The sequence below is a fragment of the Chamaesiphon sp. genome (assembly GCF_041737865.1).
GTDB lineage: Bacteria > Cyanobacteriota > Cyanobacteriia > Cyanobacteriales > Chamaesiphonaceae > Chamaesiphon.
This window is the reverse complement of sequence record NZ_JBGSQZ010000233.1, coordinates 1-13,842: the sequence shown is the minus strand read 5'-3', so window position 1 is coordinate 13,842 and position 13,842 is coordinate 1. Positions and strand designations below refer to the sequence as shown.

The 13,842-nt window shown below is 45.4% G+C and carries 18 protein-coding genes; all 18 read right to left on the bottom strand.

Annotation, left to right across the window (positions count from 1 at the left end):
- On the bottom strand, nt 1-477 hold a 477-nt coding region (locus ACEW9J_RS17725), incomplete at its 3' end, for an oleate hydratase (protein ID WP_373546428.1).
- Nucleotides 478-516: 39 nt separating this feature from the next.
- The gene (locus ACEW9J_RS17720; RefSeq protein WP_373546427.1) at nt 517-1,254 is read right to left on the bottom strand and encodes an SDR family oxidoreductase; all 738 of its coding nucleotides are present in this window, start codon (nt 1,252-1,254) and stop codon (nt 517-519) included.
- Between the two features lie 73 nt (nt 1,255-1,327).
- Nucleotides 1,328-1,894, bottom strand: a complete 567-nt coding sequence (locus tag ACEW9J_RS17715) for an HdeD family acid-resistance protein (RefSeq protein WP_373546426.1) — start codon at nt 1,892-1,894, stop codon at nt 1,328-1,330.
- A gap of 46 nt (nt 1,895-1,940) precedes the next feature.
- Nucleotides 1,941-2,501, bottom strand: coding sequence for a DsbA family protein (locus ACEW9J_RS17710; RefSeq protein WP_373546425.1), 561 nt, complete (start codon nt 2,499-2,501; stop codon nt 1,941-1,943).
- Between the two features lie 45 nt (nt 2,502-2,546).
- On the bottom strand, nt 2,547-2,906 hold the full coding sequence (locus tag ACEW9J_RS17705) for a DUF5335 family protein (RefSeq protein ID WP_373546424.1): 360 nt from the start codon (nt 2,904-2,906) through the stop codon (nt 2,547-2,549).
- A 258-nt stretch (nt 2,907-3,164) separates the two neighbouring features.
- A complete protein-coding gene (locus ACEW9J_RS17700) occupies nt 3,165-3,518 on the bottom strand; it encodes a hypothetical protein (protein ID WP_373546423.1) in 354 nt (117 codons plus the stop codon).
- 90 nt (nt 3,519-3,608) lie between these two features.
- A complete protein-coding gene (locus ACEW9J_RS17695) occupies nt 3,609-4,325 on the bottom strand; it encodes a BON domain-containing protein (RefSeq protein ID WP_373546422.1) in 717 nt (238 codons plus the stop codon).
- 2 nt (nt 4,326-4,327) lie between these two features.
- A complete protein-coding gene (locus ACEW9J_RS17690; RefSeq protein ID WP_373546421.1) occupies nt 4,328-5,125 on the bottom strand; it encodes a tryptophan-rich sensory protein in 798 nt (265 codons plus the stop codon).
- 140 nt (nt 5,126-5,265) lie between these two features.
- Entirely contained in the window at nt 5,266-5,949 is a 684-nt protein-coding gene (locus ACEW9J_RS17685) for a BON domain-containing protein (RefSeq protein WP_373546420.1), read from the bottom strand.
- 68 nt (nt 5,950-6,017) lie between these two features.
- Nucleotides 6,018-6,371: a 2Fe-2S iron-sulfur cluster-binding protein gene (locus ACEW9J_RS17680; RefSeq protein ID WP_373546419.1), complete on the bottom strand. Its 354-nt coding sequence runs from the start codon at nt 6,369-6,371 to the stop codon at nt 6,018-6,020.
- A 145-nt stretch (nt 6,372-6,516) separates the two neighbouring features.
- The gene (locus ACEW9J_RS17675) at nt 6,517-7,101 is read right to left on the bottom strand and encodes a Dps family protein (protein WP_373546418.1); all 585 of its coding nucleotides are present in this window, start codon (nt 7,099-7,101) and stop codon (nt 6,517-6,519) included.
- Nucleotides 7,102-7,187: 86 nt separating this feature from the next.
- Complete coding sequence (locus tag ACEW9J_RS17670) at nt 7,188-7,727, bottom strand: general stress protein (RefSeq protein ID WP_310486569.1); 540 nt, start codon at nt 7,725-7,727, stop codon at nt 7,188-7,190.
- Between the two features lie 56 nt (nt 7,728-7,783).
- The gene (locus ACEW9J_RS17665; protein WP_373546417.1) at nt 7,784-8,212 is read right to left on the bottom strand and encodes a hypothetical protein; all 429 of its coding nucleotides are present in this window, start codon (nt 8,210-8,212) and stop codon (nt 7,784-7,786) included.
- A gap of 457 nt (nt 8,213-8,669) precedes the next feature.
- Nucleotides 8,670-9,941 carry an FAD-dependent oxidoreductase gene (locus ACEW9J_RS17660; protein WP_373546416.1) on the bottom strand — a complete coding sequence of 424 codons (1,272 nt, stop codon included), beginning with the start codon at nt 9,939-9,941 and terminating at the stop codon, nt 8,670-8,672.
- Between the two features lie 190 nt (nt 9,942-10,131).
- A complete protein-coding gene (locus ACEW9J_RS17655) occupies nt 10,132-11,670 on the bottom strand; it encodes a phytoene desaturase family protein (protein ID WP_373546415.1) in 1,539 nt (512 codons plus the stop codon).
- Between the two features lie 71 nt (nt 11,671-11,741).
- Nucleotides 11,742-12,197, bottom strand: coding sequence for a hypothetical protein (locus ACEW9J_RS17650; RefSeq protein WP_373546414.1), 456 nt, complete (start codon nt 12,195-12,197; stop codon nt 11,742-11,744).
- A 137-nt stretch (nt 12,198-12,334) separates the two neighbouring features.
- A complete protein-coding gene (locus tag ACEW9J_RS17645; protein ID WP_373546413.1) occupies nt 12,335-12,631 on the bottom strand; it encodes a chaperone modulator CbpM in 297 nt (98 codons plus the stop codon).
- On the bottom strand, nt 12,628-13,584 hold the full coding sequence (locus ACEW9J_RS17640; RefSeq protein ID WP_373546412.1) for a DnaJ C-terminal domain-containing protein: 957 nt from the start codon (nt 13,582-13,584) through the stop codon (nt 12,628-12,630). The genes ACEW9J_RS17645 and ACEW9J_RS17640 overlap by 4 nt, the downstream gene beginning before the upstream one ends.
- Between the last annotated feature and the right edge of the window lie 258 nt (nt 13,585-13,842).

Sequence of the window (13,842 nt, the reverse complement as noted above, 5' to 3'; positions counted from 1 at the left end):
AGTCTCAAAAAATTCTGGAGACAGCCAATCGGTAATGCAACTATTACTTAATTCAGCTTCACTAGCCTCAGTTAGTCGCAGCAATTCCTGACGATCGTGCATCGCAAATCCCATCGATTTTACAGGCACTTTTGCCCGCCGCCGATCGACCAATCGCGCCATCGCATGTGACTTATACTTTTCGTTAAACTCGATCGTTTCATCGAATACCGATTTACCTGCTAGAGTCAATGAGGGAATCGACTTAAATAGATCCCAAGTGCATTCATAATTATCAGTCGTCAACATCCGTCCACCCCGCAGGGAGTAACCATCGGTTGGGTTCCCCGCTCCATCCAAACTGCCACCCATAATGGGCTTGGCTTCGAGGATCGTAATATTTTCGCCCGAAAATTCGCCGTCGCGAATCATAAAGGCTGCGGCGGCTAAAGAGCCAATTCCACCACCTAACAAGTACGCTTTAGATAAATTACTCATATCAATTAATTCCCTAAAAAATGTGGTTTAATCTCGAATTTAAATTTGATGAGTCGGGCGGATGATGATTTCATTGACATCCACATCCAGCGGTTGCTCGATCGCATAAGCAATCGCCCGTGCAATCGCATCAGCATCGATCGCGGTTTTTGCATAATACGCATTCGTGCTGGTGGCTGTGTCTCGATCGCTAATCGTGCTCGTCAACTCCGTCGCAATCGCTCCTGGTGAGATATTTGTCGAGCGAATCTCACCATTAGATTCTTTCCGCATTCCTTCAGAAATCGCTTTGACTGCAAACTTAGTCGCAGAGTAAACCGCTCCCGATGGAGATACAGTATGTCCGGCGACAGAGGATAAATTGATAATGTGACCGGATTTTTGCTGGCGCATCGTCGGTAACACCGCCGCAATCCCATACAGAACGCCCTTGATGTTGACATCAATCATCCGATCCCATTCGTCTACTTTGAGCGCGTCTAGGGGCGAAAGCGGCATCAATCCGGCGTTATTAATCAGTACGTCGATGCGACCATAAGTACTCAAAGTCTTTTGTGCCAAGGCTTCCACTTGGGCGCGAGCGGATACATCGGTGACTAGGTAGTCTGCCGTCCAGCCCGATCGTTCGATCGCCATCACCAATTCCTTCAGTCGATCTTCCCGACGAGCTGCCAGCATCAGTTTGGCTCCATTAGCCGCCAGTCGTTCGGCAGTTGCCGCACCCAGTCCACTACTGGCTCCAGTGATGATGACCACTTTGTTTTGAATCTCAGACATATTGACTCCTGTGCGCGATTCTCTCTCATGAGAGAGAATCATCAAAGTATGTGGGTTGTGAAATCTACTAAACTCAGTTCTTGAAATTGAGAGCGCGTCGTTGTCCTGACGGCAGCATCAGCATCCAAATTCCATCAAATAACAAATTGATGCCAATTAAATTACCAATCAACCAGGTTGCGCTCAATAACGAGCTAGACCAAATATAAATACCGAAAATAATGCCGATGATGCCACTGACTAGCATCCAGCCCCAATTAGGTACAGTCCGACGCATTTGGAAGGCGATCGACACTCGAATTATGCCTTGGACAAAAATAGTAATCCCCAAAACTAATGTATAGACTGTAAACACGCCTGAGAGCGGATATATCGCTACAAAAATTCCAGCGATCAAATACAAGCAACCTAGAATTAGTTTCCAAAATACTTGACCGATCTCCCACGATTGAAAGGCATAAAAGATCTGAATAATTCCAGCGAGGATGAATACCAATCCAACGAATAATGTTGAATTAAGAGCGGCAAACAACGGGAATATAACAGCAAAGATACCTAGCCCGATCGTCACAATTGCCAAGGGAATTAACCAGTTAGAGCTAATAAGTCTAGGTTTAGTTCTAGGTGTAGTAACGCTCATAGTTTACCTCTCGATTACTAAGGAGCAAAATAGTTTTTGGATCGAATTAGTAATGCTCGTTGGCATAGCTGCCGTGATGCGGCATCGCATTTAATAACGTGCCTGTATCACAATTCCCAAGGTGACGAATCCCATTAATAAAAAATGTCGGCGTGCTATATACACCACAATCCATACCAGTTTTGATATCATCCTGAATATGGCGCAAGTGATGTTGATTATTGAGATCGCGATCGAATAGATCGACATCTAATCCCAGCTTGCGGGCATAGTGAAATAAATTTGTCTCGCTTAAAGCAGATGGAATCTCGAACAAGGAGTAGTGCATTTGCCAAAACTGATTCTGAGCTGCTGCTGCCTCTGCCGCTTCTGCCGCTCTCATCGCTTGGAAGTGCAGATCGACGAGTGGAAAATGCCGAACGACATAACACAATCGCTCTCCAAGCTCATACTGAATCTCTCGCACAATATCAACAGCTTGGGCGCAATAGGCACATTGATAATCGACGTATTCAACTAAGACGATCGGCGCAGCGATCGACCCTTCTAGATGGTCGCGTTGTCCGACTGGCAGGACTAGATCTACAGCAGTATTTGTTGAAATCATTTGTTTGCCTATTCAATTAATTATTGTTTTGTCAGAAATCTATTGCTATGGTTCGACTGGTTGGAGTTTGACCAATGTTTTTGTCCCAGTTGCGTCACTAATCCAAACTGCCAGCATCCGTCCGCTTTCGCTTTGTCCGGTTAAGACTTCCGTTGGTGCATCGACGGTGTGAGCATAGGTGACTTCATCGCGACCGATTTCAATTACGAGATCGTTGCCCTTGCCAGGTCTGTCGTAAACCATCGCCATTAATGGCGCATTCTGAATCAATTCTTCATCACCGAGTTCGGGATTAATAATCTCTATTGAAATATGTCGTCCCCGATTACCATCAGAAAACTGGTCGAAGAATTCACCCCAGCGTTCCGGCGGAACGGATTTAGTTAGTTCGATTGTATTTAACATATAATTTCTGTTGTTATTGATGTATTCGTAATTTTCTAGCTAGTTCAGATTGTTGAATGTCTGTTGCGTAGTCAGGTCAGAGATGATCGCCTGCTGTGAAAGGTAGACTAAATGTAGATCGACCAGTAATTGTTTAGCATTTTCGATCTTAATATCTTGTATTTGGTGGCAAAAGATTGAATGAAAAAGTTGCTCTTCGACAGATAAACCATTCATTAATTTCCTCCTAAAACAGTAGATGTCAAACGATCGGGGTGTTTACTTAGAGTTGCTAGGATTGCTCATTTTATTGCGATCGGCATTACCTTGAACTTCATTCAATGCACCTTTAGAGCGTTCCTCGATCGTTTTTAATGATGTTGCTGGATCTTCAAGTGCTCGTTCAGTGTTCTGTTCGATCTTGTCTAGCTGGACTGTGCCATCGGTCGTATCGCTCTTAGCAACTGGAGGATAGCCACGTTTAATATTCTCGATTCGGACTGCTTTTGCTGAGGCATCCTTAGCTGATTCTCCGTTACAGCCGCTAGCAAAAAACATCACCGCAACAAGTAAAACAGACATGAACATCCGTACAGGGCGAATGTTGGATAGTAATGTCGAAATATGTTTCATCTTAAAAATCCTCGAAATTAATAAATAACAGTGGTATTCGATTGAAACAAATCAATTTGTCTCAACTCAAATTGATGAGAATTTAAAGCGTTATTGTGAACGCTCAAACCACTTCACGGTAAGTTGATTGTCCACAGAAAATACCCCTGGCGCAGCCCAAGCCGCGCGTTCGGCTTCCTCTCGTTCAGCCAAGTTCCGCACGTTGCCAGAGAGTTCCACATTGCTACCATTCGTCTCGACGCGGATCTTGTTAGCATCCACCACAGCACTGCGTTTGAACGCCGATTTAATCGCTCTTTCGACTGCCACTGGCTTTACCGTGGGTTCGCTCTGCATCTGGATTGGCTGCGCTAAGGAGAGTCGATTAGATACTCCTTTGACACCCAGCAGGTGCCGCACGACGTTTGCGGCAACGTTCTTTTGAAACCAGCTATCTACCTCGCCTTCTAAGGTAATTTCGCCAGCACGGACGGTGACTCGAACGGTTCCTGGTGGAATTAATGTCGCCCAATTGATTTGATTAGTCGCGGCGGCGGCGATGTCTCCATCAGTGCGGTGATAAGATGCTGGTAGCTGAATTTCGATGTCATCAGCGATCGCTTTTACCCCAGCAATCCGTTTAACCGCCTGTACTGCTTCCAATTTCTCGACATAGCTACTGACATAACCATTGAGTGTCACCGTACCATTTTTGACTAAGACACCGATGTCTGTGACTTTAACGATCGGCTCGTATTTAAGTTCGGCAATCACATCATCTTTTAGCTCCATGTCAGTCTTTTCAATCGCTCTTATCGTGTTATTCATGGTTAGTTATTAGTGGTAATTTTTGAGCGAAATTTAAGTTCATTAGCAAAGTTTAGTACCGTCAAGGCGATCGCTAGTCCCCAGCCAGTCATCGCAATTAGGGGCGTATTTACTTGCCGAATCGAGATCGCCACCAATGCCCAGACAATTACCAGCACATAGGCAGTGTCATGGCGTTGCATACTAACAACAGCCGCAATTACGCCTGCGATCGCCATCATCACCACCGTCCACACACTCGGCGCAATCCCCCAGCCGTCCCAGTTGAGGCTGTATAGTCCAATGGCAACGTTCACGATCGTGGCAACGCTAATCCAACCCAGATAGATCGAAATTGGCAGGTGAATAAACCAGCGTTCTTGCCGCGAAACGCGCTCCTCTCCCATCTTCAGGCGTTGGTACATCACCATCAGCGGTATTAAGATCCCCAACATCGCTAGATTGGATAATGGGAATAGACGGGCAAGAAAAAGATAGATCCAGGCGCATTGAGCGATACAGGCGATCGCCAGGAGATATCCACTGTGCTGTAACCGAGGATTTTCTCGCTGACTGGGTTGGAGTTGATAAATCCCAAAGGCAATCAAACCGATATAAATCAAGCCCCAAATCGCAAAGGCATAGTTAGCTGGAATAATCTGGACGGATGCAAATAAAGTATTGGAAAGATTGCCAACACTCACCCCATTGAGCGGAAAGACATTGGATAAAGTATTAATTACAATACTTCCCAACACGGCGGCAAGAGTCATTACCTGCCGCCTTAGATCTGGATCGGAACGTTGGTTAGAGAGTTTCATGGCTTGCCGTCATACCGCTTGGGATCTTTCTTTTGCTCCTTGGTTTCATCCAGTGGTGCTTTGGGCTTTTTGGCTTCTTTATTACCTTTTTTCTCTTTTGACATCACAGTTCTCCAATAAAATCTCGTTCCGTACCGATCCTATTCCCCAAAAAATGGCCACTTCACTTCGAGATGATTTGCTACTGAGAGTACTCCTGGTGCTGCCCAAGCAACTCGTTCGGCTTCCTCCCGCTCTTGATAGTTGCGAACGTCACCACGCAGGATCACCTTGTTTGCCGCAGTTTCTACTCGGATGTGTTTGGCATCTACCACGGCACTTCGTTTAAACGCCGATTGGATATTTGTTTCGAGTTCTGATGCATTGAGTTTGGGTGCGATCTCGATAAAATTAGATACTCCTTTGACACCTACTAAATGCTGCACGACTAGTCCGGCGGCATTTTTTTGATACCACCATTCCACATTCCCCTCCAAGGTAATCCAGCCGTCGCGGACTGTTGCCTGCACGATACCTGTGGGAATCGATGTGCCAATATCGATTTGATGTGCGGCGGCGGTGGCAATATCTCCATCCGTGCGCTGGAGCGAACCTGCTAGTTTGACTTCGATGTCATCGGCGATCGCGAGTACTCCCGCAACCCGTTTGACAGCGCGGACGGCTTCCCATTTCTCGCCATAGCTGGTGGCGTAGCCGTTGAGTGTCACCGTGCCATCTTTGACTAAGACACCGATATCTGTAACCTCTACGCTCGGCTCATATTTGAGTTCGGCAAGCACATCGATTTTCAGTGTTGCGTCAGTTTTTTTGGTAATAGTTTGCATGTTATTTATTTATTTGTTGTTATTTAAAAGTAGTAAGCGCAATTTCAGAAATTGCCCCGATTGAAAAATTACGATACTAGCAATCCCTCGCCTGGAGTCCAGACGAACTCTTCCCCGTCCCCAAAATAGCCGTCGAATTTTGTCACGAGCAGATCTCCTAGCACTTTAGTCTGGCAAGCCAGCCGCCGTTTGTTATCATTCACATGCGGATGAAGAAGCGTCGGTCGTGTTTCTGCTGCTGTCGGTACTGAAACCGATCCTTCCACTTGCACCAAGCAAGTGCCGCAGATGCCATGTCCGTGACAATTGAAGATTTTTGCTCCAGCATTGTAGAGATCGATATCTTGTGCGAGCAGAGCTTCGCGGAGGTTAGTACCTTCGTCAACCTCAAAAGTCTTACCTTCAGCGATGATTTTTGCCATGTTCGTGCTCCTGATTGGTGTGAGAGGGTGTCTGAAAATTCCGATTGTTAGTCTTCATCGCGAGACAAGACAGGCGGACTTTGGATCGCTAGCGGCGATTTCAACCGCTGTCTACTTTTGAGAAACCGATCGATCCGAGCAAAATTTAGCTACGAACTAGTGGCGTATCGACCAAATGTTCGGCGAGAAACCAGACCTGTGTTTCATTCGTCCGCAACACATCACTCGTTAATAAGTCACTCGTGCCTTCGTCATGATTGGCAGCACTGGCAATAATTCCTTCCCGAACTTCCCGCAAGATCGATTCATGAGCTTCTAGAAGGCGCGATAGCATGACTGGAACTTCTTCCACACCATTGGGAGGACGATCGATTATTGTTACTTCGGCGACATGGCGCGGATCGGCGATCGCGACACCGCCTAATGTCTGGACTCGTTCGCCGATCGTATCGATTAACTCCAGTTGTTCGCCTGCATGTTTGTCGAGTAACAGATGCAATTGATAAAAAGTGTTACCCCGCATCAACCAATGATGTTTTTTGTAGAGGCTGTAGAGAATCATGCTGTCTGCGAGAATTTGGTTGAGTTGTTCGCAGCTTTCCTCACGGGCAATACTGCCCAGTGCCAGTGGCAAATTCCGAAGTGTGCCAAACTGCTGAATTTCCCGCCCATGCTGGTGCAGAATAGGCTGACTGTTTTCTTTCCGATTACTTGAAGTTTGAATTTGCATTTGGAGTTTCCTTGCGTTTCAAGTTCTGTTCGATGGGGCAATTCTGAAGTAGGGACAAATCACATGAATTGCCCCTACCTCAGTTCCTATGCTGCTACCGACATGCTGATGCCATGACTGATTTTGTCGAGCATCTGCTTCGCTTGGGTGACATCCTCAGTGGTACCTGTTACCAAAATGATGAACTCGCCTGCTTGGATTTTGGTTTCGTACTTGAGCACCTCATTCTTGGGAATACCCAACCCGCCCAAAGCACCTGCCAAACCACCGATCGCGGCTGCACCAGTAGCACCTACCAAAGTTCCTTCCAACCACCCTGCCAATACGCCAGTAATCGGGCCAGCAATGACCAATGGAGCCATGCCAGGAATAAAGATTACGCCAGCACCAACTAAAATCCCAAACAAACCACCAAAAAAGGTACCCCAATAAACGCCGCCTGTGGCTCCGGCTGTGGCTGTATCTTGCCAGCTTAGAAATCCGCGTACATGCTCGTTTGTCTGGTAATCTTTGCCGACAATTGATAGTTTCTGCATATCGAAGCCTTGTCGTTGCAGCTCCCGTACTACTGTCTCAGCTTCAGTATGGGAGGGAAAATGCGCGACGATTGTATGTGTAAATGCCATTTTTTAATTTCCTCGTTCGTGAATTAAATATTTGAATTAGTTACCCAATTACTGCTCTAATGTTTTTTAGAATTTCCATTAGCAGCTTCAGCATCCATGCGCTTACAAATTGCCTCTAGGGTTGCCTCTTCCGCTTCTTCCATCATTGCCATCGCTACGGAAACCGATGTAGCCGCATAGTCTTCAGCTTGTTCGGCACGGTGTTCGAGTTTCTTGATTTCACGATTTGCTTTCCACTCATCGACGCTCGATTGCACATCAGCTTCTTTGTCCTCAAATTGAGTTTTGAGCTTGGCGCGGTAATCGTCAAATTCTTGTTTCTTCGCGGCTAGACTGGCTTTAGCTTTATTGAGTTGCGATTGAATGTCGTCTTGATTTTTTTTCGTCGCGGATTTGATACTTTTATTGAGCGATTTTGCCCGATCTTCAACTGCCTCTAAATTGTCATGAAGTTGACTTGTGAAGTTGTCGATTGCAGTACTCATGGTGTTTTAGCCAATTTGCTAAATTTACAAAACCTGTCATTAGCGTTGTCACCGAAGAAAAAAATATGCTATTAAGTTGCCACCTGACATCGAAGTTTTGCAGTCAAATACTCCGAAGATCGGGTGGCAAGCGAAATAAATTTTCGGTAAATTCATAATGCAGATTCATTAACTTTGATCCTAAGCTAAAGATGTGAGGATTTCGTGAGGAAAGTATTTTTATCGACTATTTTTGAAAGCATTTATCTTAATATTTAATTCGTTATTTAATGAATTTTAATTGCTACGCATAATCAAAATTATCTAATATGTCTATCTACATATCGACGGATTTTAAGTTGGTTTTTCAATATAACCCGAGTCAAAAGGGGTAGGTAAAAACTAAAGGCAATCAAAAAAAGCTCTCATCATATGGGAGCTTTTTTTGAAGCAGAATTTGAAATAATTAGATCGTAATCTATGCAAACGAAATCCGCTCCCGTTTACTTTCGACCGAGGAAATAGATTCCTGACTCATGCCAATTAATTTGGCGACTCGCACAGCAGAGGTAATCGCACCACCATGCAAACCATCACCAAGATAGGCTCCCGCATGATAAGTATGATTCTCGCCATTAGTCGCAACCACTTCATCGCGGTAGCGAAAAGATTCAGTGGTATACATCGGAGTGTGATGTGCTTGGGTATGAATGATTTGCTCTGGTGCAATTAATTCTTCTAGTTGGAATGACAGGAAATAATGCTGTGGGGATGAGATGCCACAAAGCTGATTGAGATAGCCGTTATAGCCCCAGCGGGTATCTGTCTGGAAGAAATCAAATTCTGAGGGTTTATGAATACCAAAACGGGCATACATAAAAGCATCCTTGTGAACTACGCTAGTTATGTGGTTAGCTTTCCAATCAGCAAACCGTTTAGTTTCCACAGCAGTTGGATCGGCGAGTAGTGCCATTACCTGGTCTGGTGGCGTAGCAAATACGACTCGATCGAACTCCTCAATTTGACCTGTAGACATCATAATTTTGACACCATCAGGACTTCGCAAAATCCGATCGATCTCCACACCCAGTACAATCTCCCCCTTAAATCGCTCCAGAATTTTTTCAATATAAGTATATACGCCACCTTTCACCCGTACCCAGTTAGTCGAAATATAAGCACGCAAAGTCGGAATCGCTAATTCCGCTGGAAAATCATCAATTAGCTCAAACGGAATTGAGTAACTATACATCACTAACAATTTCAACCAAGTATCACGAGTACCCGCATGTTTTAGATATGCTGATAAAGGGAGATCCGCTAGATTTTGGAGGTTAGCAAGTTGGATTCTCAACCATAAGCTAGCAGAACGCGCATAAAGGGTATCAAAACGTAGATGTTCGATAATCCGCTGAATACCTGAGAAGTTATTATTGGTTGTGACTGACGATAAAAAGCGATCGCCATTATTAAAAAACATCCCCGAACCAACATTCACAGGTTCTAGTTCAACATCTAATTCTTTCATTAATTCGATAAAATCTGTAAATGCCGTCGGAAACTCCAGTACGCCACATTCAAGAATTTCAGCGCAATCGGATTGATTCGGTTGAACATTTTTATTCAATGTCCGAATATGTCCACCTAACATCGGTTGTCGTTCAAATACGCTGACATGATGCCCTTGTTTATCGAGTAGATAGGCTGATACCATTCCACTCGCTCCACCACCAATTACTGCGATTTTCATGTGTTGACCTCTAAATTATTAATGTTATGTAATGCGAAAAATCCTCTCCTCGGAGGGGCTGGGTGAAAATCCCCCCTCGGAGCGAAAAGGTGCTTCACTTGGGGTTTACCCAAGTAAAGCACCTTTTCAAGACAGGGGTGCCCGTAGGGCGGGGTGGGTAGATCTCCGCACCAAATCAAACAAATTTGCCTCAGCCATCCCCCAAAACCGCATCCCCAGACAATCGTTGATACAATAACGCCCCCGTCCAAATTGTCGGTGCAAAACCTGGATAACCAGATGAAGCATTGCAGAAATAAAACCGCTCCAGTGAAGTTTCATGATTCAATCGCCCCAAACCCATATTGCGTGGAGTCAAAATCGAGCCATAGGAATTCCCTTCAGGACACCAGCAATATCGTTCGTTCGTAGTCGGACTACCTGTAATCTCAAACACCATGTGCTGCCGAAAATTCGGTGCATAATGTTTCTCTACCACATCGAGAATCGCATCTAAAATCTCTTGCTTTTTCTCTCTATAAGCCTTGGGATCGCTAGATCGTAATTGCTTGAAGTAAGCATAATTAGCAACAGTCAGAAATTCGACAATCTGACAATCTGGGGGACAATCTCGACTCGCATCTGTCAATAATGTCGGTGTGGTAATGGCAAAACTCGGATTAGAATAGTCATGGCGATCGTACATTTGGGTGAAAGCTTCATTGAGACTTTCATGCCCTGTATGGGAGACATTCCACTTGCCAAATCCATAGTCGCGCAAGTCGAGATCTTTAACTACGCAATAAACCATGTAGTTAGATGCCGAGTATTCATAGTCGAGTTTGCGGCGCACAGCTTGAGAAAACTTTTCTAACCCGATCGTTTTGGCAGCTCGTTGAGGATCGATATTGCAGATAACCGTATTACCCGTAAATTCTTCAGTTTGATGGGTCGTAAGATTCATTGCCTCAACTCCCGTCACCGTTTTATCTGTAAGTTTAAAATTTGTGACTTCATGGTTGAGTAGTACCTCTCCACCATGAGACTCGATAACTTTAACCAACGAATTAATTACAGATTCAAAATGCTGAGTCGGGTAAAATGCCCCTGCTTGATAACCTCTAAATAATGCCACCCAAGCAAAGAAAGAAAGTTGGTTTGGCGGCAGTAAAAAGTCCAGCCATTGCAGGGCTAATAAGGTCTGTGCAGCTTGGGGAAGCTGGAATTTGTCAAATACATCCTGAAGGGTACTGTTGAGGTTCCAGACTGTACTCCAGACCTCACTGGGATGTTTGAGTAGTTCGATCGGTTTCAGTGGCGGTGCAACTATTTTCAAGCCTGCACCAGTTTTTTCGACTTCATTCACAAATTGACGAATGCTATTGGCATGGTCGGGAAACAGCGCAGACAATCGATCGATTAATACTGCTGGATCTGAAGGAATATCCATTTTATGACCGGGCATTCGCATGTGGTCGAAACCATCAGGATCGTACCGTTCAAAGGTTACTTCCTTATCCAATCCTAATTTTTTAAGTACCCGATTCACTGTTTGCCCTTCACCGCAGTCCCAAACGTAGTGAAATTGAGCGTTAAACGTGTACTTTTTCGCCATTGTAAACGTGTGCCCAAATCCACCTGGGTGCTCGTGAGCTTCGAGAATTTGCACGGTTTTACCAGCGTTTGCCATCAGCGCACCGAAGGTCAAAGCTGATAAACCACTGCCAATAATTAGGTAATCTGGTTGCATATAATAGTGCCTCGCATCATCAACATTAGTTATTTTTCGATAGTTCGATTAAAAACAGACTTTTTGGATTGTTAGTAATACTCTTCTAAATCTTCAAACCATTTTGCTCTAGCTTTTTGACAGTAATCCATACAATCAACCGATTGCTCAGTCAGTACGGTTACCGGATGGAGGGCACATTGCAGAAAGTGATTATCATTAAAATATCGACAGCGATAACATGTCACAGTAGAAGGCAGCTTGACTCTAAATGAATGCTGCTTGCGATTAAAAATGCAAGCATAAATTAACACGCCGATTGTCGAGAGTATTATCAAACTAAAGATAACTCCCCATGTGACAGGCTGCGCCAGGGGAGAAGCTGTATCCAGACGCTCCATCCTTCGCTGGCTGGGCAGAAGTGAATTAGATGTCTCGATGACGTTAGCGGACTTGTACTGAGCGGCTGGCACTGAGCGGCTTGTACTGAGCGTAGCCTCTCCGTCAGGAGAAGTAAGCCAAAGTGAGTCGAAGGAGCCTTTGGACATGAGTATCGATCTAGCTGGCATTTGCGTTCCCTCTCGAACCTAAAATTTATCGATGACTGCTGACACCATCAGTCGTGCGTCCACTCATTTCTCCCGATTCGTTGGCGGAGCCTGTCCGTAAAGGCTTTGCCAACAATTCAAGATCTCAACACTTCCAGCAATGCCCGAAGTTGGGCGATTTCCTGCGCTAGATCTAGCACCATCGTCGCGCCGATGAGATTTAGTCCTAAATCCTGGCGCAACCGTTGGAGTTGAGCGATGCGTCCAATTTCTCGCGATCGCAGCATCGAGCCGACAGGTTCGATCGATCCGACTTCGACGAATTGCTCGATCGTAATTGTGGAAGTTCCGGTCATTAAAGCGGCATATTCAAATGTGTATAGTCGATCTTCATCTGAACAAACAACCATACTAGAACTGCTAACCTCGGTCATAATGTCACCGCCTCTATTGCCAATCGTGGGTTGAAATTGCTATGAGATTGAATCTTTTCATAACAATCTTGTTCTATTTCACTCAACTCCTGGGGTGAGACAATCTGAATTTTGACAATCAGATCGGTTCGCACACCTTTTGGTAAGATCCAGCCCTTACCGCGCAGCCGTAGCGATTGCCCAGAACGCGCTCCCTTAGCAACCGTCATCGTTACCACACCATCGGGAGTGGGTACTCGAATTTGGGCACCTAAAACGGCTTCATCTGGACGCAGGGGGACTTCGCAGGTGAGATTGTCGCCTGCGAATTGAAAGAATGGATGGGGTGATAGTTCGATCGTCAGGTATAAATCGCCACGTTGTTGGGAAAAAGGACTGGGGCGACCTTTGCCTTTGATACGAATCCGACTGCCCGATTTAGCCCCTGGCGGGATGCGAACGTTCACAGTGTCATCGTCTAGCTGTAATCGCTTTTGCACGCCATGAAAGGCTTCTGAGAAGGAAAGGGCGATCGCAGCTTCAGTATCGGGGGCTGGGGCTTGGCTCCGAAATCCCCCAAAATCCTCAGCCTGACGATAATTAGTGCGTCCAGCTTTGGCTCTACCGCCCATGATGTCTTGGATGAAATCATCAAAGTTGGCGTAGCCATTGAAGTCACTATCGCTGAATCCGGCTGAATTAGGGCTGGTCGATCGAGGTGGAACTCCAGCCGCTCCTTGCTTCCAGTGCTGTCCAAATTCGTCGTATTTAGCGCGAGTTTCAGGATTTGAGATCACCTCGTTGGCTTCATTAATGTCTTTGAATTTCCCCTCGGCGGCGGGATTGCCAGGATTGACATCGGGATGATGTTTGCGGGCAAGTTTGCGATATGCCCGCTTGATTTCTTCGGGAGTTGCGGTTTTGCTAACTCCCAGAATGGCGTAGTAGTCTTTAAAGTCGGTGGCGGTGGGCATGAATAGATCTCGCTTCAATGTGTTTGGGCAAGAGGTCTAAATTAACTGTCTAAATCTGATTCTTCTTCTTCAATCGCAACATCATTAGTCAGTGATAATTGATTCATCATTCATGGTTAGTACCTCTTAAATTTAGGTTCAAAAATTAATTGTGTAGTGTAGTCGCTTGTGGGTACCCGACTGAGCTAGGGTACCCACGAGGGGCACCGCTACAGATTCTTAGCTGACAAAATCAGCATCAACGACATCTTCACTGCC